This window comes from Selenomonas sputigena, from assembly GCF_026015965.1.
GTDB lineage: Bacteria > Bacillota > Negativicutes > Selenomonadales > Selenomonadaceae > Selenomonas.
The window spans coordinates 315,436-339,827 of the sequence record NZ_CP110383.1 but is presented as its reverse complement, the minus strand read 5'-3'; the positions used below and the strand labels follow the sequence as shown (position 1 = coordinate 339,827).

Below are 24,392 nucleotides of genomic sequence, written 5' to 3'. Positions count from 1 at the left end.
TTTCATGCTATGCCGCTACCAGCGGAAAGGCTGCACAAGCGCAGCGATATGGTGGTTCAGATATCCCAAGAGCGCCATCGCCTTGCCGTACTCCATGCGCGTCGGCCCTAAGACGGCGATCGTGCCCAAGCACTCGCCATCCAAGTGGTACGTCGCGCGAATGATGCTGCAATCCTCAATGCCGCTGTACTCATTCTCACGGCCGATCGTGACGACGAGTCCCTCCTGCGATTTCTTCTGCAGAACGTCTTTGACGAAGTTCTCCTCTTCGAGCAGTGAGAGGAGCGCACGCACGCGCGTCACATCGCGAAACTCCGGCTGCGCAAGCATCTCTGTCGTGCCGCCGAGATAGAGCCGCTGCTCCTTGCGCTCCTCGTCGAGCGCTTCGTAAATCAGTTCCATTGCCGCCTGATAAAGCGACTCGTCCATGACCTCGGCGCGTATGCGCTTCAAAGCGGCCGTGCCGATGGAGGAAAGCTTCTCGCCCGACAGACATCGGTTGATGACCTCCGCCATGCGTTGGAAATCCTCGAAACTCGCGCCTTTCGGCATCTTGACGACGCGGTTCTCCACGAAGCCCGCGTCCGTCATCAAGACGGCGATGACACGATCTTCGCCCAGCGGCACGAACTGCAGCGTGCGAAAAGCCGCTTCATCCAGCTGCGGCGCAAGGACGAGCGCGAGATTCTTCGTCAGTCGCGAAATGATCTTCGCCGTCTCCTGAAAGACGCTCTCGACGCGCTTGACGCGCTTTCGATACCAGTGGTCAATCAACGCCCTCTCGCGCTCGTCAATCGGCGCGGGCGAGAGCAGATTGTCCACATAGAGTCGATACCCTTTCGACGAAGGGATGCGCCCAGAGGACGTGTGCAAATGCTCCAAGTAGCCCATATCCTCGAGATCCGCCATCTCGTTGCGGATCGTTGCCGGACTAACGCCGAAATCATGACGCCGCGCCACAGTGCGCGAGCCGACAGGCTCCGCCGACGAGATGTAGTCATCGACTACCGCCTGCAGGATGCGCTGCTTCCTTTCATCAAGCATCTTCACACCCCCTCTGATAAGGTCTACTATGAAAGTCCAAGAAACCAAGCCCGAAAGGCGCAGGCCGATTGGCTAACTTTCATTAAGGGCGGCGCACTTTTGTCCACAAAGTGGACGTTTGTGCGTGTAGTTTACTATGAAAGTCCAAGAAGCCAAGCCCGAAGGGCGCAGGCCGATTGGGTAACTTTCATTAAGGGCGGCGCACAATGTCCACAAAGTGGACGTTTGTGCGTGTAGTTCATGCTGTTAGCACTCAATCTCCTTGAGTGCTAACCCATGACTAGAATATACACGATAAAAGTCAAAAAGTCAACATCTTTTTTGTCTTTCGCAAAAAAGTTTTACTATGAAAGTCCAAGAAGTCAAGCCCAAAGGGCGCTGACTGATTGGTCGGTTTTTGGTAAGGGCGTCGCACAATATCCACAAAGTGGACGTTTGTGCGTGTAATTTACGCTTCTTTCTCTTGCACAGGCTTGCGCTGTCAACCGATCGAGTCAAGCAAAAAGGGGCTGCCGCACATTTTGTGCGACAGCCCTCTTTTTCATACCGCAATATCAATATTGTTGCCGACCGCAGGGTCGAGGCTTTCCAACATCTCACCCACAGCTTCTTCCGTCGTATCCATCGCCATCTTCATGACGGAGATGCCGAACTGCTGCGAGAAGCGTGCCTGGCTTAGATCGACCGACATCGCCGCTATGCTCATATCCATCGAAATCGCTCCTTTCTCCTCTTATTTATCGTACATATAAGAGGAAAGCTTAAAGTTTGCCGGCAAAGCCGCTTGCGGCAGCTACGTTTCATCTCTTTCCAACAAGAATGCTTCAAAGACGCGGTTGCCAAACTTCATGCCCTGCTCTGTCAGACGTATGCTCACCGCCGTTTCTTCAACAAGCCCCGCCGCCTGCAAGCGCGCGATCACTTCGCCATAGACCTCGTGCACATCCGAGGCGAAAGTGCCGCGAAAGCGCTTCTTATCAATACCATACGCCGTGCGGAGCGCGAGGAAGGCGAATTCTTCGATATGGCTTTCGCGCGAGCAAGGCTCTTCTTCCCTTGCAGGCGACAGGCCTCCTTCGATGCACGCGATGTAGCGGCAAAGATCCTGCTCATTCTCCGTGCGCTGTCCGTGCCAATACGAATGCGCCGCTGCGCCGAGACCGATGTAGGACACGTCCTGCCAATAGGCGAGGTTGTGGCGGCTCTCTTCGCCCGCCCTCGCATAGTTCGAGATTTCGTAGCGGCGGTAACCCAAGCGTGGCAGTTCTGCCGTGATATAGTCGTACATATCGCCGCATTCGTCATCCGTCGGCAGATGAAGCCGCCCCGCCTCTTCCATGCGGGCGAACGGCGTGCCGTCCTCGACGGCAAGCCCGTAGACGGAGATGTGACCAATGCCGAGCGCAGCGGCTCGCGCCACACTGTCCTTGAGATCAGAAAGCGTCTGCCCAGGCAGACCGTACATGAGGTCAAGGCTCACGCGAAAGTCTGCCTTCTGCGCCATGCGCACGGCATCCTCCGCCTCCCGTGCCGTATGAATGCGCCCGATAGCAGTGAGCAGCGCATCGAAAAACGACTGCACGCCGAAGCTCAGACGGTTGACGCCCGCCTCGCGCAATCGTTCGAGAAGCTTTGCATCGACCGTACCGGGATTCGCCTCGACCGTGAACTCTTCCTCGCCTGTCAGTCGAAAACTCTCGCGCACGGTGCAGACGACGGCGAGAAGGTCGTCTGCCGCAAGCGTTGTCGGCGTGCCGCCGCCGATGTAGACGGTGCGCACTGCCCCTTCCTGCAGACAGCGACAGCCCTGCGCCGCAATCTCGCGGCACAGGGCTTCTCGGTAGCGGCTCATCCATCGCTCTTCTCCTGCATAAGAAGGGAAGTCGCAGTAAAAGCACTTGCGGCGGCAGAAGGGAATATGGACATACACGCCGAAATCACCCATTCTGCCGCCTCTTTTCCTTTCAAATTCTCGCTTTCCCCTTCGCTCGGCAATTCCCACAATAAAAGGAAGCGCAGAACCGCGCGGGAATCAGTCGATCTTCAATATCGCCATGAAGGCTTCCTGCGGCACTTCGACGCTGCCGACCGCCTTCATACGCTTCTTGCCTTCTTTCTGCTTTTCAAGCAGCTTGCGCTTTCTCGATATGTCGCCGCCGTAGCACTTGGCAAGCACGTCTTTTCGCATGGCACGCACGTTCTCTCGCGCGATGATCTTGTTGCCGACAGCCGCCTGGATCGGAATCTCGAACATCTGCTGCGGAATGATCTCCTTGAGCTTCTGCGCGAGCTGGCGGCCGCGCGTCGCGGCGCGGTCGGCGTGGACGATGGTCGACAATGCATCGACGGGATCGCCGTTCAAGAGAATGTCAAGCTTCACGAGGCGCGACTGGCGATAGTCGGCAAGCTCGTAGTCGAGCGAGGCATAGCCGCGCGTCGTCGATTTCAAGCGATCAAAGTAGTCGTAGATGATCTCGCTCAAAGGAATGTGGTAGATGATCATGACGCGATTCGTGTCGAGGTAGTCCATGCTCTCGAACGTGCCGCGCTTTTCCTGCGAGACTTCCATGACGGAGCCGACATAGTCCTTCGGCACGATGACCGTCGCCTTGACAAACGGCTCCTCGATGAAGTCGATCTCCGTCGGCGGCGGAAGCTTCGACGGATTGTCGACCTTGAGCATCGTCCCGTTCGTCTTGTGGACGTGGTAGATGACGGAGGGCGCCGTCGTGATGAGCTTCATGCCGTACTCGCGCTCCAACCGCTCCTGGATGACGTCCATGTGCAGAAGACCCAAGAAACCGCAGCGATAGCCGAAGCCAAGTGCGATCGATGTCTCCGGCTCGAAGATCAGCGCCGCATCATTGAGCTGCAGCTTTTCGAGCGCGTCCTTCAAATTGTCGTAGTCGGCGCTGTCCACGGGATAGAGTCCGCAGTAGACCATCGGCGTCACGCCGCGATAGCCGGGCAGCGGCTCTGGTGCAGGGTTCTTCGCGCTCGTCACGGTATCGCCGACGAGCACGTCGCGCACGTTCTTCAAACTTCCCGCGACGAAGCCGACTTCTCCCGCCGTAAGTTCGCCGAGCTCGGCAGGTGCGGGACGGAAGCAGCCGACATCGGTCACCTCGAATGTCTTGCCCGTCGCCATCATCTTCAGTTCCATGCCCTTCTTGATATGACCTTCCATCAGGCGCACATGCGCGATCGCGCCCTTGTACGAGTCAAAGTACGAGTCGAAGATCAAAGCGCGAAGCGGCGCATTGTCCTCGCCCTTCGGCGGCGGGATGCGCTCGATGATGGCGTCGAGGATCTCCTCGATGCCTACGCCCGTCTTCGCCGAAGTCAGGATCGCCTCGGACGCATCGAGGCCGATCGCCTCCTCGATCTCCTCTTTGACGCGCTCGGGATCGGCGCTCGGCAAATCGATCTTATTGATGACAGGGATGATTTCGAGATCGTGCTCCAGCGCCATGTAGACGTTTGCGAGCGTCTGCGCTTCGACGCCCTGCGCCGCATCGACGACGAGAAGCGCTCCCTCGCAGGCCGCAAGGCTTCTCGACACCTCGTATGTGAAATCGACGTGACCCGGCGTGTCGATGAGATTGAGTTCATAGACCTCGCCGTCCTTGCCGCGATAGTGCAGGCGCACGGTCTGCGCCTTGATCGTAATGCCGCGCTCACGCTCAAGCTCCATATTGTCGAGCACCTGCGCCTCCATCTCGCGCTCAGTCAAAGTGCCCGTGCTTTCAATGAGGCGGTCGGCAAGCGTCGACTTACCATGGTCGATGTGCGCGATAATCGAGAAATTGCGGATGTATTTGTTCTGCATCAAAAATTCCTTTCCTTGTCCATCGGCTCGTTGACTTTCCTACGGGGCGAGCCACTCCTCATGACAAAGATGCCCAGCGTGATGCCCGCACCTCACTCCTCATCGCGTTGGAGACGCCGCTCGGCGTTCGGCTCCAAGCTCGCGCGATAGAGCCACGCGAGGTTTTTCGCCGTGTAGGTACGCAGGCGCAGGAGTCCCGTATATTCCCTGCTGCCCTGCTGGATGCCGTGAAACGTCAGATCCGTCTCCTCCAAATCCTGCCACCCCGCTTGCGGCGTCCAAGTCTTGCCATCCTTCGTGCTTACCGTGCCCATCGGCACGTTCAAGGCGCGCTTGAGGAACTGCACCTCCAACGTATTTCCCTTAGCGTCCTTTTTCGTGACCCACTCCCAATAAAAGAGCAGTTCCCCTTTGAGCCGCATCGTCGAGGTGTCCGCCATGGCGCTCTCCTCGCCTCCGTCCGACCGCTTTTCTTTCCAAAGCTCATACCAGCGATCCGAACTCGTCAGACGCTCCAGTTCGCCCATGCCGAAAACGCTGTCGACGATTGCCGCATAAAAGGTTTCATCATACTGCTGCGAGTTCATTTCCTTTTCCGAGCCAGGCGTGCGCTTCGACCAAAGGATGTTTCCCTGCGCATCGTAAAAGTCCTCTTCCAGATAGCGGAAAGTGCGATTCTGCGGACTGACCTCGACGAGTGCGAGGCTGTAGGCAAGCGCAGCCGGATCGGGCAGGATATCCTTGATGCCGTAGTTCGCAATCGTCTCCTTTGCGCCTTCATAGCTGAAGCTCGTTTTAATCCAGCCGTGAATGACCGTTGGCATCGCACGCTCCAACCCTGCGACATTGAGACTCTTGACGACCGTGACTTCGTTCGGCGCAAAATACTTGCTGTACTTCGCATCCGATGCCAACCAATACCATTCTTCCGACGCATCGGGCGCAGCAAGAGCGCGGCACGGCACGACGGCAAAAAGAAGCACGGCAACAACCGCGCAACAGAACTTCTCCCATGCGTTTTTCAAGGCGACTCCCCCTCACAACATATTGCGTCACAATGCTTGACTATATTCCGCAGAACCTGCGCATCTTTCTCGCTGATCTTCATAAAGCAAAATCTCTTCCTTTTCCATATACTTCCCGAAAATCTCCTGCTCCTTTGGAACTTGTGTAGCGATATCGACTTCCTTTTGCAAAGCGTCCTCCAGATCTACATAGAGTCCACCCAATTCCAACAAAGTCGTTTCTTCGTCCAACATAATATGAAAGTCCACATCGCTTTCTTTCGTAGCTTCTCCACGTGCATAAGAGCCGAACAGGAAGAGTCGCTTCACCTTGTACGCCTCACAGATTGGGCGAACTTTTTCGCGGATTTCATCCAAGGTCAAAACCATCAGGAAACCCTCCTCTCATTCAACAGTCTTGCCGCACTGCATCTCGCTCTTTCTATTGTACGAAAAATCCGCATGTCTGGCAAGAGGTGAAAGGAGCGGCTGCAACGATCAGCCGAGCGGCACGACCTCGCGCTCCCTCTTCGTGAAGCGCAGTGTCGTCTCGTAGCCGAAGCGCCGTGCGTAGGCGACGGCCTCGTCATTGTACGCGCCCGCATCCTCGGGCTTGTGCGCATCCGAGGTCGTGATGACAGGCAGTTTGTGCGCCGCCGCGAGGCGCATGAAATCCTCGTAGGGCGAGATCTCCGCAATCGGATAGCGGTAGAGCGTACCCGTGTTGATGTCGACCGCCATCTGAGCCTTTTCCATCGCGCACACGGCGCGCTCCAAGAACGGCGTGACGTCAAAATCGGGGAAGTAGCGGAAGAGGCGGATGTTGAACGGATGCCCGAGCACATCGTAGAGCTTCGAGGCGCAGAGCTTCTCGATCTCCTGCGTGTACCATTCGTAGATGTCAAAGAGCGCGATGCGATCCCACTCCGCCTTGATCTCGGACCAGTCGTACGCCCAGCCGCGAATGAAGTGCACCGATCCGATCACATAGTCAAAATCGCAGCTGCCGAGGATTTTTGCAACAGCCGTCTGATCTTGGAAGTTGCAGACCTCGATGCCCGTCTTGACCGCGTGCTTTTCCTTGAGCTTTGCCATGAAGGCGAAGTATTCTTCGAGCGTATACTTGAACTTGTTCTTCTTCAGCCACTTCTGCTGAAAACTGCCGACGAAGGAGTCGTCCAAGATGAGATCATCGTAATAGAGCGATTCAAACTCCGGAAACGTGTGACTGTGCTCGGAAAAGCCGATCTCCGCCACGCCGCGCGCCGCCGCCGCACGGAAAAAACCTTCCACCCACGCTTCATCGTAAGAGCCGTATTCCAAATGCATATGATAGTCGAGCTTCATGATCTTCCTCCTTGCATCTTTCCTTCATCGAGCAGCCGGCGCAGGATGCGCAGCACGCCGTGCTGCGTGTTGGGCGGCGCGATATGCTTCGCCGCCGCCTTCGCCTTCGGGTGCGCATTCTCCATCGCGTAGCTCTCGCCTACCGCGCCGAGCATCTCGACGTCGTTCAGATAGTCGCCGAAGGCAAGGCACTCTTCGGGGCGAATGCCCAGAAGCTGCTGCACGCGGCGCACGGCGGCGCCCTTGTTCACATCTTTTTGCATGATGTCCACCCAATAGTTCGAGGAGACGACGACCTTCAGCTCCTCGGACAAGTCCTGCAGCGAAGGATAGATCGTGCGCTCAGCATCCGCCTCCACAGGATCGCATATAGAAAACTTGATCGCCGCATCATGCACGGCATCGAAGCTCCCGACCAGCTTGTATTCCGTGAAATACTGCTGCATCTCTCTAAAGAACGCCTCGTTGCGCTCCGTCACATAGGCGTACTCCTTGCCGCACCAGACGGTATAACCGCCTTGGACAGCAGTGGCTCGGTGCACGATTTCCTCGCACAAGGCGGGCGCGATCGTTGCGGAGAAAAGTTCCTCGCCGCGCCGCACGACGTAGGCGCCGTTTTCCGCGCAGAAGATGAGATCCTCCGCCCATGGTCGGAAATGGCGCAGAAGCGCCGCATACTGCCTGCCGCTCGCAGGCGCAAAGATCACGCCGTGCTCCTTGAGTTCGGCGAGAATCGCACCGAGTCCTTCAGGCAGATTTCCCTGCCCATCGAGAAGCGTGCCGTCCATATCACAAAATACCAGCTTGATCATAAAAGCCGCCTTTCTTCAACCCCCATTGCTGCAGGCTGCACGCACGAACATCCGCCGTTTGAGCATCCCGCGCCGCCTCACGCAAAAGGGCGGCGGCACGCTTTCTGGCGCACCGTCGCCCCTGCCTAACTAATTATACTATCCCTTGCGCCCGTGGTAAAGACACCAAGGCTCTTCCGCCATATAATCGCCATCGTTGTAGTAGGCAGCACGCGCACGGCAGCCGCCGCAGGCACGCTTGTAGTCACAAGTGCCGCAGCCGCCCGAATATTCGAGCGTGCGCAGCTTGTTCAGCACCTCGCTGTTCCTCCAGATCTCGTCGAACGGCGTCTTTCGCACGTCGCCAAGCTCCATGTTGAGATAGGCGCACGGCTGCACCTTGCCGCGCGGGCTGATGATGCAGTAGCTGAGTCCCGCGAGACAGCCTCGCCGAAAGCGCGTCTTGATGCCCATCTGCCCCGCGATGCGCAAAAACTGCGGTGCGCACGTCGGCTTCAGCTCGATATCCACTTCCTCCGACTTTTTCATGATGCGCGTCAGAACGCTCTCGTACGCCTCGGCACGAAGCGACTCCTCCTCGATCGTCTCGGCACGTCCCGTCGGCACGAGGAAGAAGAAGTGGTGCGCCACAGCGCCGAGTTCCACGGCGAAGTCCGTGATCGCCTCCAATTCCTTCTCGTTCCAGTCCATGACCGTCGTATGAATCTGAAACGGCAGCCCCGCCGCGCGGCAATTCTTCATGCCTTCGACAGCGCCCGCCCAGCCGCCCGGATAGCTGCGGAACGTATCGTGCTTCGCAGGCGACATCGAGTCGAGCGAAATTCCCATACCCATCGCGCCCGCCGCCTTTAAGGCGCGTGCCATCTCGGGCGTGATCAGCGTGCCGTTTGTGCCGAAGACCGAGCGCAAACCAAGCTTCGTCGCATGCTCTACAAGTTCCAGAATGTCGGGGCGCGTCAGAGGCTCGCCACCCGAAAAGATCATGATCTTGAAGCCCGCACGCGCGATCTCATCGAGGAGCTTCTTCGCCTCCACCGTCGAAAGCTCCTCCTCCGCCTTGCAGCCCGCATCGCGGTAGCAGTGCTTGCAGTACATGTTGCAAGCGTTCGTCGTGTTCCACGAGATGATCATATCGCCGCCTCCTCACGCGCAAGTCCGATCTCCTCGTCCGTCAGATAGCACGAAGGATCGCTTGCCCAGAAATCGCCCGTACGCGCCTCAGCACGCGTGCGGAAGTTGCCGTTGCAGCACGAGAGGTAGCGGCACGAGGAACATCGACCCTTAAGAAGCGGCTTTCGATCCTTGAGTCCCGCTAGGATGGCGTTCGACGTGTCCTGCCAGATATCGCCGAACTTCCTCTCGCGCACATTGCCGAAGGTATGGTGCTGCGTGAACTGATCGGGATGGACGTAGCCTAAGGGATCGACCTCGCCGAAAGCGATGCCCGAGCGGTTGCCGCCGTTCATCGAAATGTGCTTCCACACATGCTCGGCCGCTGCCTCGCCCTTCTCCCTGAGCGTTTTCAAGTAGATGTAAACGCCGTCACAGTGATTGTCAACCGTCAGGATCTCCTTTTCCAGACCGCGCTCCTCGAAGTCCTGCGTGCGGCGGATGATTGTATCCATGGCGCGTCGCGATTCCTGTGCCGTCACATCCTCTTCCATCATCGCGTTGCCGCGCCCCGAGTAGACGAGGTGATAGAAGCACACGCGGTTGATGCCCTCCTCCTCGATGAAATCGAAGATCTTGTCGAGTTCCATGATGTTATGATGGTTGATCGTGAAACGAAGCCCCACGCGCTGCCCGACCGCCGTGCAGTTCTCTATGCCGCGCATGGCAGCCTCGTAGGCGCCCTCCTTGCCGCGGAACTTGTCGTTCACATCCTTGAGACCGTCAAGCGAGATGCCGACGTAGCCCACGCCGATGTCCTTAATGCGCTGCGCCGTCGCGCGGTCAATGAGCGTGCCGTTCGTCGAGAGCGTCGGGCGCACGCCCTTTGCCGCCGCGTGCTCGGCAAGCTCGAAGAAGTCGGGACGAAGGAGCGGTTCGCCGCCCGAAAAGAGCAAAACGGGCACGCGAAAGTCAGTGAGGTCGTCGATGAAGCGCCGCGCCTCCTCTGTCGTCAGCTCATCCTGATACTTCTTGGCGTCCGAGTTCATGTAGCAATGGCGACACTTGAGGTTGCACGTCTTCGTCGAATTCCAGACGACGACGGGGCCCATTCCCTCGGCCGCACCGTTTTTCATTCGATGCGCATTCTTCGTATAGCGCAGCGAGTCGCCGAAATACTCGCGCGCAAAAAGAAGCTTCGTTACACTGATCATGAAATAAAAATCCTCCCGTTCATTCCTTTTGCTCTTCCTGCTTTTCAATCACGCGCATGCCGTCGAGAATCAATCCAAGCTTCAGGCGCACGTTCTCCTCGAAGGGAATTTCCAGTTTACTGAACGCCGCTGCTTGAAACAGCGAGTGGAAAAGTTCTGAGATGATCGCCGTCGGGATGTCATGGCGGAACTCGCCATTCGCTTGGCCTTCCTCAACCAAGCGTGTGAAAAGCACCGTGAAAGGCGGCGCCGAAACGCTCGCCTCCGAGCGCTTCAGCAAGGTCGCCTGCTGTGCAGCACGCAGGAAAAGCGGCAACACATAACGATTCTGCCCAAGAAGTCTGGCGGCGGCCAGAAGCAGCTCGCGCAGGATTTCCGTCACGGGCCTACGCTCCTCGGACAGGACGCGCACCCTTTCTCCCAGTTCCTTCATGATGCGCCCCAGAAGTTCCATCAAGACATCGTCCTTGGAGTCAAAGTAATTGTAAAACGTACCGATGCCAAGATCCGCCCCACTCATGATATCCGCAATCGCAACATCTTCCAGCCCGCGACTCTGAAACAGGCTTGCCGCCGAATCGAGAATCGCCTTGCGCGACTGAATCTTCTTCATCTCGCGGCGGCTGATCTTATCTTCTTCCATACAAATCCTCCTCGCTCAAGGAGTCTCCTGCACACTCCAACTCTCCTTGCCTATTATACATGAATCCCCTTCATTGCCTATTATACATGAATCCCCTTCATTTTTAAAGCAGAAAATGAAGCATCTTCATAATTTTAAGGAAACGCTGCTAAAATGAAGTCGCTTAATAAAGCATTTTGAACGACGAGCGCTCTTGCACACAAAAAAAGCGCCGGCTACTGCCAGCGCAAAACTTCAAAATGGTGACCCAGGAGGGACTCGAACCCCCGACCCTTTGATTCGTAGTCAAATACTCTGATCCAACTGAGCTACTGAGTCACAAGCCGACCGCTCTCGCAATCAACATAAGTGATTCTATCACAGGAAACACCCGTTGTCAAATAAAATTTGCGCACATCCTGTTTTTTCCGTATAATGAAAGAGTCATTGAATGAATCCGCTTCCTTGAGGAAGCGTCCAGCTGCACGAAAGGACCTGCTTTATGGAAAAAGAAAAGAAAAGCCGCAAGAAGCACCTGCTCGCCCTCATGCAGAAATATGTGACGATCTTCATCGGCGCCGTCATCACGGCCGTCGGACTCGAAATCTTCCTCATCCCGAACAACATCATCGACGGCGGCGTCGTCGGCCTCTCCATCATGGCGCATGCCATCACAGAGCAGCCTCTGGGCGTCTTTCTCATCCTCTTCAACCTCCCGTTCCTCTACATCGGCTACAAGCAGATCGGCAAAGCCTTCGCTGTCGCCACCATGACCGCCATCTTCCTACTCTCCTTTTGGTCGGCCTACTTCGCGCCGTTCCCGACCGTCACGCAGGATCTCTTCCTCGCCGCCATCTTCGGCGGCATCATCGTCGGCCTCGGCGTCGGACTCATCATTCGTTCGGGCGGCTCGCTCGACGGCACGGAGATCGTCGCCATCATCCTCGACAAGAAATCCGTATTCTCCGTCGGTGAGGTCGTCATGTTCATCAACCTCTTCATCCTGTCGAGCGCCGGCCTGCTCTTCGGCTGGGACAAGGCGATGTACTCGCTCGTCGCCTACTTCGTCATCGCCAAGATGATCGATGTCGTCGTCCAGGGACTCGACGAATCCTACGCCGTCATGATCGTCACGAACGAACCGGACAAGATCAATGTCGCTCTCGCCGAGCGATTGGGACGCGGCGTCACCCTCCTCTACGGCGCAGGCGGCTACACGGGCGAAGAGAAAAAGGTTCTCTACTCCGTCGTCACGCGCCTCGAAGTCAACAAACTCAAGGAAACCGTCCTCGACATCGATGAAAGCGCCTTCGTAACGATCAACGCCGTCCACGACATCGTAGGCGGGAGATTCAAGAAAAGCGGCCATTAAACCTGCACAGATCAATTTCGACATCTATGCTGTAGCCCCGTAATGAAGGCTCAAGAGCAACGGTCGCAGCACGATTGACGACAAAAAGGGAACTGGTGCATAAGCTGAACTTAACTTATGCACCAGTTCCCTTTTTGTTTGAAAGTCGACCCCCGCAGATCTCTCGAGTTTCACCGAAGCCATGAAGCCTTTGCCCTGCCGCATGGAGATGCACTCTCTGGCGCTCTTTTTCGGCAGTCAAGCGGTATCGGCACTATGCGCCCTGCTGTTCCTGCGCACGATTCTTCTACTCGGACTCGGAATTGATCGGAACTGCTCTTCTTCTGCGTCAAACTCATGCATTGTTCTTCGCAGCTGCATGAGCTTCCGCCTTGACGCACGGATTCGTATCCGTGGATTCTTCGGCACTTGCGTCTTGCCTTACATCAGTTCCGCAAGCGCCCCTCAACCCTTCATGAATATTCGTTCCGCTTCCTGCCGCCATACTGCAACGGCTTGCCGCCCTTTGGATTCTCTCCGTGAGCTTGTTCATCATGGTCTCGGAATACGCTCTTCCTCCTCCACGATGCGCCTCATGCCTGAACCTTCGGCTTACCTTAAGCTTTTCTGCTATTTTTGCTAGTCTGCATACTAAAGTTTCTCCTCTTTCTGCAAACATCTTCGCAAGGGATGCCTCCTTCCATCTGCACTTTTATTATAAAACATCTCCTATAAGTTGTCAATAATATTTTGAAAAATCTTGAAATATTTTCCGTCGACTAAATTTCTCTGCAAAATAAAGAAGCAGCCCTTGCAGGCTGCCCCTTTATTGCACGCATTCCTTGAGCTTCTCCGGTGGCAGGAGGCGCATCAATCCCATGATTGCCAGGATCTGATCAAACGCCGTCCCCGGATTCGCCACATTCCGGATCTTCACGACATGCGTAGCGTCCTTCCAGTTGTCAAACTCACTGTTGTTTTCTGCATATTCCAAATGATACTTTATCTCACTATTTTTATGTCCGAGACGAATCATGCGCTCGACGAGCGTCACATAGTCGACCATGAGGAAGATCGTCTCGAAATTCTCTTTCAAAAGGCGCGCGAGCTGCTTGACGCCATTCGCCTCCAACATCACAAGGCTGATCTTATGCTCCTGCAACGCCGAAAGAACGTCTTTTTTTAAGACGCCATAATAGTCACCCTTATATGTGACGTGCACAATGAATTCCTGCTTGAAGAACTCCGCCTTGCCGACAAAGCGGTAAAATCTCGTATCGGAATCGATTTTTCCTGGTTTCCGCGTCGTATATAAAGGAATGTAATGAATCCCCATCTGCATAAGTTTGCCGATCAGCACCGTCTTGCCCGAAGCGTGCGGCCCGACCAGCGCATAAATCTTATTTGTCATAATCCTCTCCTAAGAAGGCCGTTTGCACGGCCGGCGGAAAAGAAAAAGAGGGCCGCCCCTCCTCGTTCTTCTTATATCTATCAAAAAAGCCGTCCCTGCAGTAAAAACAAAGGTCATAAAAACCTCTCACATGCTATCATACATCATTTCTTCTCCTTTGCCAACCACATTTTCTCTGGAGAAACACAAAGCTGTCCTTATTTTTCTCTTAAAACTTTCAATTGAGATGCAGGAAAATTTACATAAGAAAAGGAAATGCGCAGGAAAACGCGAATATATTCATGACGGCAAAATACTAAACAAAGGGAAATCATATGCCATGACGAAAGGCGGGATGCTCCGTGTATTTTTACTGCGAGAAATGCAAAAAAAAATATCCCATCAGCTCGATGAACTACCGCTGCGAATGCGGCGGCATGTTCCATCTGAACAAGGCGGCAAACGAAGAAACGGTGCATGACGTCACGATCGGACACATGCACACCGATCTTCTGAGCATCAAGATTGACGGCATCGAGTATCTGCTGAAGACAGAGAACCTTCTGCCGACTGGCTCCTTCAAGGATCGCGGAGCCTACACGCTGATCAATGAGATCCACCATGTCGGCATTGAGAAGATCGCGCTCGATTCAGCAGGCAACGCCGGCGCCTCCATCGCAGCGCACGCAGCGGCGGCGGGCATCGACTGCACGGTCTACGTGCCAAAGGAGACGTCGCCCGACAAACTGCGTCAGATTGCCGCCTACGGCGCGAAGATCGTCAAGACCGAAGGCGGCCGCATGGGCGCGTGTCAGGCGGTCAAGGAAAACCTCGGCGACGCCTACTATGCTTCGCATGTCTACAATCCGCTCTTCTTCGAGGGCATGAAGGCGATGGCATACGAGATTTATGAACAGCTCGGCGAGAGTGTGCCCGAGTACATCTTCCTGCCCGTCGGTAACGGCACGATGCTCTTAGGGCTTTACTACGGCTTCATCGAGATCGGCCGCCTGCCACGCCTCGTGCCCGTGCAGAGCAAGAACTGTGCACCGCTCTACGAGGCGTTCAACAAGATACCGGCAAGCCCGAAGACGGAGACAATTGCCGAATCGATCCGCATCGAAACACCCAAACGTTTGCACGATATGCTCGCTGCCGTCACGAACAGCGGCGGTGACGTCCTCATCGTTGAGGATGAAGAAATCGTGAAGTGCAAAGAAATGCTCGGACGCCGAGGCATCTATGTGGAAACGACAAGCGCCGCAGCTCTCGCCGGCGCCATGCAAATCTTCGGTACGGCAAAACCCGACAACTATCGCGTCGTCGTGCCACTGACAGGATCGGGACTCAAAGGATAATACGAATCAGGAGGCTACATCACTTATGTTCAAAAGAATTCTCATCGCCAATCGCGGCGAAATCGCCGTCCGCGTCATCCGCGCCTGTCAAGAGCTCGGCGTCGAGGCGGTTGCCATCTACTCCGACGCCGACAAGAACGCCCTGCACGTCCAGCTCGCCGACCTCACCTATCGCGTCGGCCCCGCCGATGCGGCGGAAAGCTACCTCAACAAGAAGGCCGTCCTTGAGGCAGCCATTCAAACGAAGTCCGAAGCCATCCATCCGGGCTACGGCTTCCTGTCCGAAGATGCCGACTTCGCCGAGATGGTCACGAAGGCGGGCATCGTCTGGATCGGCCCCATGCCCGAGACCCTGCGCCTCGTCGGCGATAAGGATGCAGCGCGCGCTGCCATGGCGCCGTCCGGCATTCCGATGTCAAAGGGCAGCGCCCCTCTCGAAAGCAACGAGATGGCCTTGAAGGCTGCCGCGGAAGTTGGCTACCCTGTCATCTTGAAGCCTGTATCAGGCGGCGGCGGCAAGGGCATGTTCGTCGCACATTCCGAAGAGGATCTCAAGAACATCCTGCATCTCGTCGATCTCAAGAAAGTCGTCCACTACTTCGAACACTATATCGAGCATTCACGCCACATCGAGGCGCAGATTCTTGCCGACAACTACGGCACGGTGCTCTTCCTCGGCGAGCGCGAATGCTCGCTGCAGCGCCGCAATCAGAAGCTCCTCGAAGAGTCGCCTTCCGTCGCCCTGACGGAAGAGATGCGCCGCGAGATCGGCCGCCTTGCCATCAAGGCGGCGAAGAGCGTCCACTACTCGAATGCCGGCACGGTGGAATTCCTCCTCGATCTCGCCGACAACAAGTTCTACTTCATGGAGATCAACCCGCGCGTCCAGGTCGAGCACGCCATCACGGAAGCCGTCACGGGCGTCGACATCGTGCGCCGCCAGATCCAGATCGCCGACGGTGAGCCTCTGGGGCTCATGCAGAAGAATATCAAGATCCGCGGTCACGCCATCGAGTGCCGCATCAACGCCGAAGATCCCGACAACAACTTCCTGCCGTCTCCCGGTCTCATCACCTTCATGCACGAGCCGAGCGGTCCGCGCGTACGCTTCGACAGCGGCGTGACGACGGGACTGACAATCGAGCCGTGGTACGATTCCCTCATCGCCAAGGTCATCGTGCACGGCAGAACGCGCGGCGATGCCATCAAGATCATGGAACGTGCCCTAAGCGAATTCCGCATCGAAGGCGTCAAGACAACGATTGCCCTGCACCAGAAAATTCTTGAGGACAGCTACTTCCGCACGGGCAACATCGACACGCAATTCATCAAGCGCCGCATCACCCACTACGAGAACGAGCCGAAAAAGCTCAAGCTCAAGGACAAGCTCGATCTTGCCGCTTCCATCAACGCGAGCATGTATTACGCGTGAGACCTGCACATGAAAAGAACCCGACGGCCATCCGTCGGGTTCTTTTCATGTGCAGAGGCATCCCGCATGTGCTCACTACGCTTCCTTCGGCGCCGGCGCTTTCTGCCCGAGCGAGATGATGAATCCTAAGACCGCTCCGGCGAGCGCCGGGCAGACCCAGCCCATCATGACGCCGTAGAACGGAACATGCGCGGCAAGCATTTCATAGAAGGCGGCAGAGCCGAAGCCTGCGGCATGCATCGCGTCCGTCAGCGAGAAGGCGAGCGTGACGAGGACGGCGCCCTGGTAGATGCTCTTTCGCCAGCCAATGAAGCGATCGAAGAGCGAGAGGATGACGAAGACGATGACGAGCGGGTAGATCGCCACGAGGAACGGCACGGCGAGCGCAATGATCTGCGTGAGGCCGATGTTCGACGCGCCGAAGCTGAAGAGCGTGGAGAAGAGCAGCAAGCGCTCGTAGGAAATCTTCTTCTTGAAGAGCTTGTGGAAGAACATCGCTGCGCTCGACGTGATGCCGCAGCACGTCGTGATGCACGCGAGGATGATGATGAGCGCGAGAAGCACGTTGCCCGCCGCGCCGAAGAAGATGCGCACGGCTTCGGCGAGGAGCTGTCCGCCGTTCTCCGAGTGTCCGAGAACCGTCACGCTCGTCGCTCCGAGATAGGCCAAAGAGCCGTAAACGCAGGCCATGAGGAATACGGTGATGAAACCGGCTGCGAGGCATGCCTTGCCGATGGTGCGCGTGTCGGTCACGCCGCGATAGCGCACGGCATTGACGACGAGCGCGCCGATGGCGATGGTCGCGAGGAGATCCATCGTCTGATAGCCATCCTGGAATCCCTGCGCATAGGGCGATTCCAGGTAAACGCCCGTCGGAGCGAGCACCTCCCCCATCGGCGACCAGAAGGTACGCAAAAAGAGGATCACAAGAACGACGAGCAGCGCGGGCGTAAGCATCTTGCCCACGCGGTCGATGAGCTTGTTCGGATTGAGCGACAAATAGTACGATGCGCCAAAGAAAAGCGCCGTGTAGATGACTTGTGGGAGCGTGACATCGCCCGCACCGACGAAGGGACGAATGCCGATCTCAAACGAGACGGCGCCCGTCCTCGGCATGGCGAACAACGGCCCTATGATAAGGTAGAGGATGACGAGAAGCGCCGTCGCAAACCAGGGAAACGTGCGCCTCTTCAGAAGCTGCACATATTCGCCGCCCGCGAGAGCGATCGCCATGATGCCAAGGAGCGGCAGACCGACGCCCGTCGTCATGAAGCCGAGCATGGCGGACAGCGTGTTCGTCCCCGCCGCCTGCCCCAGTGCAGGCGGGAAGATGAGGTTTCCCGCCCCGAAAAAGACGGAGAACATCATGAAGCCCAAAGTCAAAAGATCCTTCTTCTTCAATCGATTCATTTCGCATTCCTCTCAAAATTCTCTTCCAACAGCGGCTTCAGGAACTTGCCCGTGTACGAGGCCTTGACCTTCACGATGTCCTCGGGACGGCCTTCGGCAACGATCGTGCCGCCGCCCGAACCGCCCTCAGGTCCGAGGTCGATGATGTGGTCGGCCGTCTTGATGACGTCGAGGTTGTGCTCGATGACGACGACCGTGTCACCGCCGTCGACGAGGCGGTGCAGGATGCCGAGGAGCTTCGCGATGTCGGCGGTGTGAAGTCCCGTCGTCGGCTCGTCGAGGATGTAGAGCGTGCGCCCCGTCGAGCGACGCGCCAGTTCCGTCGCGAGTTTCACGCGCTGCGCCTCACCGCCCGAGAGCGTCGTCGCACTCTGCCCAAGCTTGATGTAACCGAGCCCAACGTCGGCAATGACCTTGAGCTTCGTCTCGATGCGCGGGATATTCTTGAAGAACTCCACAGCTTCGTCAACCGTCATGGCGAGCACGTCGGCGATCGTCTTTCCCTTGTAGCGCACCTCAAGCGTCTCACGATTGTATCGCGCTCCCTTGCAAACCTCGCAGGGCACATAGACGTCGGGCAAGAAGTGCATCTCGATCTTGATGATGCCGTCGCCGCGGCACGCCTCGCAGCGGCCGCCCTTGACGTTGAAGCTGAAGCGCCCGGGCTTGTAGCCGCGCATCTTCGCCTCCGTCGTCTGACTGAAGAGCTGCCGGATGGCATCGAATACGCCCGTATACGTCGCAGGATTCGAGCGCGGCGTGCGCCCGATCGGCTGCTGGTCGATGTCGATGATCTTGTCGACGTGCTCAAGTCCCAGAATCTTCTTGTGCTTGCCGGGCTTTCCCTTCGCATGGTAGAGCCTTGAGGCGACGCCCTTGTAGAGGATCTCGTTGACGAGCGTCGACTTGCCCGAGCCGGAAACGCCCGTGACGAGGATCAGTTCCCCGAGCGGAAACTTCACGCGCAAGTTCTTGAGATTGTTCGCCGCCGCACCGACGATCTCGATGAAATTGCCCGTGCCCGTCCGGCGGCGGCTCGGCACGGGGATGAACTTCTTCCGCGCGAGATACTGTCCCGTGACGGACTCGGCGACCTTCTTGATCTCTTCTGCCGTACCCTCGGCGACGACACGCCCGCCATGCGCTCCTGCGCCGGGGCCGATGTCGATGATATGGTCGGCGGCATACATCGTATCCTCGTCATGCTCAACGACGATGAGCGTGTTGCCGAGATCGCGGAGATGCTGCAGCGCCGCCAAGAGGCGGTTGTTGTCGCGCTGATGAAGTCCGATGCTCGGCTCATCGAGGATGTAGAGCACGCCCATGAGTCCCGAACCGATCTGAGTCGCAAGCCGTATGCGCTGCGCCTCGCCGCCCGAGAGCGTCCCCGCCGCACGCGATAGCGTCAGATAATCAAGCCCGACGTTCAAGAGAAAGCCGAGGCGCGCATGGATCTCTTTCAAGATCTGCGCGGCGATCTTCGCCTCGCGCTCCGAGAGCGAAAGCTCGGAGAAGAATTCATCGCATTCTCGAATCGTCAGCGCCGTAACCTCAGCGATGTTCTTGCCGCCGACCTTGACGGAAAGCACCTCGGGACGAAGACGCGCTCCATGGCACGCAGGGCAAGGCGTGATCGTCATGTAGTTCTCGTAGTCCTCGCGCATCGCGTCTGTATCCGTTTCGCGGTAACGCCGCGTAAGCATCGGCATGACACCCTCGAAGGCCGAATGATGCAGCTTGTACTCGCCGAACATGTTCTCGTAGCCAAACTCGAACTTCTCTTCGCCCGTGCCATAGAGAAGAAACTCCTGCACCTTCTTGTCCAAGTCGCGAAACGGCGTGTCAACCGTATAGCCGTAATGCTTGAGAACAGCCTCCATCTGGCAGTTCGCATAGGTGTTGAGATTCTTGGAAAGCGGCGCGAATACTCCCTCGGCAAGCGACAGCGAATCGTCGGGTACGACAAGCTCCAGATCGAACTCCATGTTGCTACCGAGGCCGCTGCACGTCGGACATGCGCCGTAAGGGCTGTTGAACGAGAACATGCGCGGCGTGATTTCGGGCAGGCTGATGCCGCAGTCGACGCACGCGAAGTTTTCGCTGAACATCAAAAGTTCGCCGTCGACGATTTGCACGTAGACGACTCCCTCGCCCATCTTCAAAGCCGTCTCCAAGGAATCGGCAAGCCGCTGCTCCATGCCCTCGCGGACGACAAGACGGTCGACGACGACTTCGATCGTATGCTTCTTCGCCTTGTCGAGGTGAATCTCTTCACCGAGGTCGACGACCTCGCCGTCGATGCGCACGCGCACATATCCTTCGCGGCGGATGTGGTCGAGAATCTTCTTGTGCTCGCCCTTCTTGCCGCGAACGATCTGCGCCATGATCAGGAGCTTCGTGCGCTCGGGCAAAGCCTCAAGCTTGTCCATCATCTGATCGACCGTCTGCTGCGCGATGGGCTTGCCGCACTTCGGACAATGCGGGCGGCCGGCGCGCGCGAACATCAATCGCATGTAATCGTAAATCTCCGTCACCGTGCCAACGGTCGAGCGCGGGTTCCGGCTCGTCGTCTTCTGGTCGATGGAAATCGCCGGCGAAAGTCCCTCGATATTGTCAACATCGGGCTTGTCCATCTGACCGAGGAACTGCCTTGCGTAGGATGACAGCGACTCCACATAGCGCCTCTGCCCCTCAGCATAAATTGTATCAAAAGCGAGCGAGGACTTGCCCGATCCCGAAAGCCCTGTGACGACGACGAGTTTGTCTCGCGGTATCTCCACGTCGATATTCTTCAGATTATGGGCGCGCGCGCCCTGTATGCGAATCACATTCTCCATAAAGTATTTTCCTCCGTTTGCTGCTTCCCCCTATTATATCGGAAAGGCGGCGGAAGTTGAAGCCCTTTTATTATTTTATCTTCTCTTTGCACAAATCAGAAGAATCGTGCCTCGATCAGAATAACCTTGCTCATGTCCCACGAGAGCCTCCCATACAAAAAGGCTGCCGCACGAAGCCCATCCTTGCTTCGTGCGGCAGCCTGCCTTATGTATTTTTCGCCATTACCAGATCTTGCCCGCAAGAAACCAGAAGCGTCCGCGATCCGCCGATATGGTTTCGTTGGATGATCGACCCAAGCCGATGCGACGTGCATAATCGATGCGCGCGAACCAGTCGGGCGCATTGTAGGCGAGACCGACACCCCACCCTTTCAGCGTCGTCGTGCTGCCGTCAAACGAACTGCGGCCTGCGTCGAGGTAGGTACTCGCGACAAGCCCTGGCACATCGGTGTAGTAGCGGAACTCAACCGTACCGAGTATCCCTTTATCCCCCGTGCCTGTGCCCTGCGGATAGGCGCGTACGGCATTAGCACCGCCCAAATACATCTGTTCGGAACTATCGAGATTCTTCGATGCCGCCTGACCTGACAGTTTTACCATGACATCCGCCTGCTTGCCAAGCGACTGAACGGCTGTGACCTTTGCCTCCGCCTTCGTGAAGCCACCGTCTGTTCCCGCACTTTTCGCCAGTTTCTTTGCATACCACGAATCCGCCGTAACGTTGCCTGCTGTCAGCACGAAATTGTAGTTCAGCGAAAGGCCGCTCTTGCGGTCACGCCAAAAGCCTTCTACGCCGGCATGGAGATCGTGCGAGTGCTTCTTGCTGTCCGCCATGCCGCCGAAAGCGTCCATATCATCCTTAAGCCTACGGTAATCATAGCCGTAGGTAAGGGCGAGCTTTTCGTCCGTCGTATGGTAGATAGGGCGGCTGCCATAGACGCTGATCGTATCCGCCGTGCCATGCGCTCCCAGACGCTTCAGAGGTCCGCCGACCTCATAGTCCATGCGGCTGTAGCCGATGCCGAGCGACGTGCCGCCGTGTCCAACGAGCGCTTCGTAGTTCACATAGTAGTTGTGCAGCGACTTATTGGAAATCAAGGCACCGACATTGACCTTCGATCCCATGCCGTCGACGTTGTAGATCGAATGCTGTGCGCCGTAGCGGTAGCGTCCCGTAGCCTCGCTGCCATAGTTCTCGGCGTAGACGATGCTCGAAGACGGCTTGCCGTCCTCGATATGCACGGTCACATCGCTCGTTCCGAACGATTTTCCCGCGCTGAGCGTGCCGACGGCACGCGCTCCGCTGAAGTCGCTGATCGTGTAGAGCGCCGTCTCAAGATCCTTCGTGCGGATGATCTCGCCCTTCTTTAGCCCTGCAAGGAAACCCTGCGCCGCCGCATCCTTGAACCGGCTCTTGTTGTCGAGCTTCACATCACCGTAACGGCCAGGAATGACCTTGATGATGACATTCCCGTCCTCGGACTCCTGCGCGGGAAGGTAGGCGGCAGCAGCCGGATAGCCATGGCTGCGGCAGTACGCCGTGATCTGATCCTGCAGGTCGTTGAGCCCCGCAAGCGTCGTCTCCTTGCCGATGCGCGCTAAGAGAATGTCACGAATCTCGGCATTGTTGAACTTGATCTCGTCCTCGACATCGAGCTGGATGTTCTTCACGAGGAACTTTACTTCGTTCGTCGCCGTGTTCTTCTTCATGTTGTTCTCGACGCCCGCCTCTGCCCCAGGCAGCGTCCCTTCGATGTCCTGCCCGGGCTTTGACAGCGAAGACGCGGCATATGCCGGCGCCGCCGCCGTGCTCGCGAGAAGCCCCAAGAGCACCGCCCTCGTCAAAGTATGGTGCAGCTTGTTTTTCATGCCAATGATCTCCCTTGCTCTAAATTCATGGATATGCTGCTTCGTGCAGTCTTTCTCCTAAAATAGGAACCTGCCGGACGTATGCCCACCCGTTTGCAGGAAAAGCCAATCCATCAGACATAGCCTAGCTTTTTTCTTTTTCGACATGCACCTTTTGAAATCCTTCCCTTAGGATCATTTATTGTGCTTCACGAGAAATTTTAATCCGCTGCCAGCCGTACACATCCTTCTGCGTATTTTGTATACAGTCGTTCCATTGACATGATTTTTCTCATGGTGTACGATGTAGGGGAAAAAGAAGTATCCCCCAAGCAGGAGGCACAGGAATGAGCATACATGAAGAATGCGGCGTATTCGGCGCATTTTCCCCCGAGCCGGCAAACGTCGCCGCGATGACGTATTACGGACTCTACGCGCTGCAGCACCGCGGCCAGGAGAGCTGCGGCATCACCGTGAACGACGACGGCGTCTTTTCCTCGCACAAGGATCTCGGACTCGTCAACGACGTCTTTTCGCACGAAGTCCTCTCGCGCTTCCCCGAGGGCACGATGGCCGTCGGTCATGTGCGCTACGGCACGACGGGAGCGACGAGCCGCCGCAACTGTCAGCCGCTCGCCATCAACCACCAGAAGGGCAAGCTGGCGCTCGCACACAACGGCAACCTCAGCAACGCCGATATCCTGCGCGATAAGCTCGAACTCGCGGGTGCAATCTTCCACACGACGATCGACACAGAGATCATCGCCTACCTCATCACGCAGGCACGGCTCAAGACTCCCTCCATCGAAGATGCGGTCAGTCAAACGATGAACCGCCTGGAGGGCGCTTATTCACTGTGTCTGATGTCGAGCGCCAAGCTCGTCGCCGTGCGCGACCCGCAGGGCTTCCGTCCGCTTTGCTACGGCAAGATGCCGGACGGCACCTGGATCGTCGCCTCCGAGAGCTGTGCGTTGAGCGCCGTCGGCGCCGAGTTCGAGCGCGACCTCCTGCCCGGCGAGATCCTCGTCTTCACGAAGGACGGCATGACGAGCCGCTTGGAACACTGTCATACGAAGCCTAGAAAATCGTGTGTCTTCGAGTACATCTACTTCGCACGTCCCGACTCCATCATCGACGGCGTTTCCATCCACGCGGCAAGGACGCGTGCTGGCGAGATCCTCGCCGCCAAGCATCCCGTCGACGCCGACGTCGTCATCGGCGTGCCCGACTCGGGACTCGACGCGGCGCTCGGCTACAGCCGCGCCTCGGGCATCCCCTACGGCATCGGGCTTATCAAGAACAAGTACATCGGCCGCACCTTCATCGCACCCGGGCAGGAAAACCGCGTCGACAAGGTGCGCATCAAGCTCAATCCCATCGCCGAAACCGTCTACGGCAAAAGGGTCGTGCTCATCGACGACTCCATCGTGCGCGGCACGACGAGCAAGCGCATCACCGACCTCATCCGCAAGGCGGGCGCGAAGGAAATCCACCTGCGCATCTCTGCGCCGCCGTTCCTCCATCCTTGCTACTACGGCACGGACATCGACTCTGCCGATCACCTCGTCGCCGCGCACCACACGCTTGAGGAAATCACGAAGATCGTCGGCGCCGACACCCTAGGCTACCTGCCGATCGAATCGCTGCCCGCACTCGCCGGCAACATCCCATGCTGCGACGCCTGCTTCAGCGGCGATTATCCGACGAGTATCCCGCAGAATACGAACAAAGACCGCTTCGAGAAGAAACTCTCCGAAAGCGAAGGCTGAGGAAGCGCTCCCTCG

At 57.1% G+C, this 24,392-nt stretch carries 20 protein-coding genes and 1 tRNA gene; 5 read left to right on the top strand and 16 right to left on the bottom strand.

The genetic code is table 11. The features are described 5' to 3' along the window. Nucleotides 1-15: 15 nt before the first annotated feature. The 12 genes from hrcA to OL236_RS01545 form a co-directional block, all read right to left on the bottom strand. Nucleotides 16-1,044 (bottom strand): heat-inducible transcriptional repressor HrcA, encoded by a 1,029-nt coding sequence (gene hrcA / locus OL236_RS01600; RefSeq protein ID WP_265071084.1) that lies wholly within the window; start codon nt 1,042-1,044, stop codon nt 16-18. A 541-nt stretch (nt 1,045-1,585) separates the two neighbouring features. Next, on the bottom strand, nt 1,586-1,756 hold the full coding sequence (locus OL236_RS01595) for a YjfB family protein (protein ID WP_265071083.1): 171 nt from the start codon (nt 1,754-1,756) through the stop codon (nt 1,586-1,588). 81 nt (nt 1,757-1,837) lie between these two features. Continuing rightward, nucleotides 1,838-2,989: a radical SAM family heme chaperone HemW gene (hemW, locus tag OL236_RS01590; protein WP_265071082.1), complete on the bottom strand. Its 1,152-nt coding sequence runs from the start codon at nt 2,987-2,989 to the stop codon at nt 1,838-1,840. A gap of 87 nt (nt 2,990-3,076) precedes the next feature. After that, nucleotides 3,077-4,873: a translation elongation factor 4 gene (gene lepA / locus OL236_RS01585; RefSeq protein ID WP_265071764.1), complete on the bottom strand. Its 1,797-nt coding sequence runs from the start codon at nt 4,871-4,873 to the stop codon at nt 3,077-3,079. A gap of 92 nt (nt 4,874-4,965) precedes the next feature. Beyond that, entirely contained in the window at nt 4,966-5,898 is a 933-nt protein-coding gene (locus OL236_RS01580; RefSeq protein WP_265071081.1) for a hypothetical protein, read from the bottom strand. Nucleotides 5,899-5,925: 27 nt separating this feature from the next. Further along, nucleotides 5,926-6,267: a nucleotidyltransferase family protein gene (locus tag OL236_RS01575; protein ID WP_265071080.1), complete on the bottom strand. Its 342-nt coding sequence runs from the start codon at nt 6,265-6,267 to the stop codon at nt 5,926-5,928. A gap of 108 nt (nt 6,268-6,375) precedes the next feature. After that, nucleotides 6,376-7,224: a histidinol-phosphatase gene (locus tag OL236_RS01570; protein WP_264919638.1), complete on the bottom strand. Its 849-nt coding sequence runs from the start codon at nt 7,222-7,224 to the stop codon at nt 6,376-6,378. Beyond that, nucleotides 7,221-8,036, bottom strand: a complete 816-nt coding sequence (locus tag OL236_RS01565; RefSeq protein WP_265071079.1) for an HAD family hydrolase — start codon at nt 8,034-8,036, stop codon at nt 7,221-7,223. The genes OL236_RS01570 and OL236_RS01565 overlap by 4 nt, the downstream gene beginning before the upstream one ends. A gap of 138 nt (nt 8,037-8,174) precedes the next feature. Then, entirely contained in the window at nt 8,175-9,167 is a 993-nt protein-coding gene (nirJ2, locus tag OL236_RS01560) for a putative heme d1 biosynthesis radical SAM protein NirJ2 (RefSeq protein ID WP_265071078.1), read from the bottom strand. After that, nucleotides 9,164-10,360 (bottom strand): putative heme d1 biosynthesis radical SAM protein NirJ1, encoded by a 1,197-nt coding sequence (gene nirJ1, locus OL236_RS01555; RefSeq protein ID WP_265071077.1) that lies wholly within the window; start codon nt 10,358-10,360, stop codon nt 9,164-9,166. The genes nirJ2 and nirJ1 overlap by 4 nt, the downstream gene beginning before the upstream one ends. A gap of 19 nt (nt 10,361-10,379) precedes the next feature. Then, nucleotides 10,380-11,003, bottom strand: a complete 624-nt coding sequence (locus OL236_RS01550; protein WP_009645231.1) for a TetR/AcrR family transcriptional regulator — start codon at nt 11,001-11,003, stop codon at nt 10,380-10,382. 240 nt (nt 11,004-11,243) lie between these two features. Further along, nucleotides 11,244-11,321: transfer RNA gene (locus tag OL236_RS01545), tRNA-Arg, on the bottom strand. 163 nt (nt 11,322-11,484) lie between these two features. On the opposite strand from OL236_RS01545, the gene OL236_RS01540 reads away from it, so the two are divergent. Then, on the top strand, nt 11,485-12,354 hold the full coding sequence (locus tag OL236_RS01540; protein WP_265071076.1) for a YitT family protein: 870 nt from the start codon (nt 11,485-11,487) through the stop codon (nt 12,352-12,354). A gap of 805 nt (nt 12,355-13,159) precedes the next feature. Here the strand turns inward: OL236_RS01540 and OL236_RS01535 are convergent. After that, nucleotides 13,160-13,744, bottom strand: coding sequence for a hypothetical protein (locus OL236_RS01535; RefSeq protein WP_009645239.1), 585 nt, complete (start codon nt 13,742-13,744; stop codon nt 13,160-13,162). Nucleotides 13,745-13,874: 130 nt separating this feature from the next. On the opposite strand from OL236_RS01535, the gene OL236_RS01530 reads away from it, so the two are divergent. The 3 genes from OL236_RS01530 to OL236_RS01520 are packed head-to-tail and all read left to right on the top strand — an operon-like array spanning nt 13,875 to nt 16,513. After that, the gene (locus OL236_RS01530; RefSeq protein WP_198003304.1) at nt 13,875-14,204 is read left to right on the top strand and encodes a hypothetical protein; all 330 of its coding nucleotides are present in this window, start codon (nt 13,875-13,877) and stop codon (nt 14,202-14,204) included. Continuing rightward, complete coding sequence (locus OL236_RS01525) at nt 14,086-15,081, top strand: pyridoxal-phosphate dependent enzyme (protein ID WP_009645233.1); 996 nt, start codon at nt 14,086-14,088, stop codon at nt 15,079-15,081. The genes OL236_RS01530 and OL236_RS01525 overlap by 119 nt, the downstream gene beginning before the upstream one ends. 25 nt (nt 15,082-15,106) lie before the next feature. Then, entirely contained in the window at nt 15,107-16,513 is a 1,407-nt protein-coding gene (locus OL236_RS01520; protein WP_265071075.1) for an acetyl/propionyl/methylcrotonyl-CoA carboxylase subunit alpha, read from the top strand. A 75-nt stretch (nt 16,514-16,588) separates the two neighbouring features. Here OL236_RS01520 and brnQ read toward each other — a convergent pair whose 3' ends face one another. The 3 genes from brnQ to OL236_RS01505 all read right to left on the bottom strand — a co-directional run bounded on the left by brnQ (nt 16,589) and on the right by OL236_RS01505 (nt 22,629). After that, a complete protein-coding gene (gene brnQ / locus OL236_RS01515; protein WP_265071074.1) occupies nt 16,589-17,923 on the bottom strand; it encodes a branched-chain amino acid transport system II carrier protein in 1,335 nt (444 codons plus the stop codon). Continuing rightward, on the bottom strand, nt 17,920-20,760 hold the full coding sequence (uvrA, locus tag OL236_RS01510) for an excinuclease ABC subunit UvrA (RefSeq protein WP_265071073.1): 2,841 nt from the start codon (nt 20,758-20,760) through the stop codon (nt 17,920-17,922). Before uvrA ends, brnQ begins: the two co-directional genes overlap by 4 nt. Nucleotides 20,761-20,982: 222 nt before the next feature. After that, nucleotides 20,983-22,629, bottom strand: coding sequence for a ShlB/FhaC/HecB family hemolysin secretion/activation protein (locus OL236_RS01505; RefSeq protein WP_265071072.1), 1,647 nt, complete (start codon nt 22,627-22,629; stop codon nt 20,983-20,985). A 326-nt stretch (nt 22,630-22,955) separates the two neighbouring features. On the opposite strand from OL236_RS01505, the gene purF reads away from it, so the two are divergent. Further along, the gene (gene purF / locus OL236_RS01500) at nt 22,956-24,377 is read left to right on the top strand and encodes an amidophosphoribosyltransferase (protein ID WP_265071071.1); all 1,422 of its coding nucleotides are present in this window, start codon (nt 22,956-22,958) and stop codon (nt 24,375-24,377) included. The last annotated feature ends 15 nt before the right edge of the window (nt 24,378-24,392 follow it).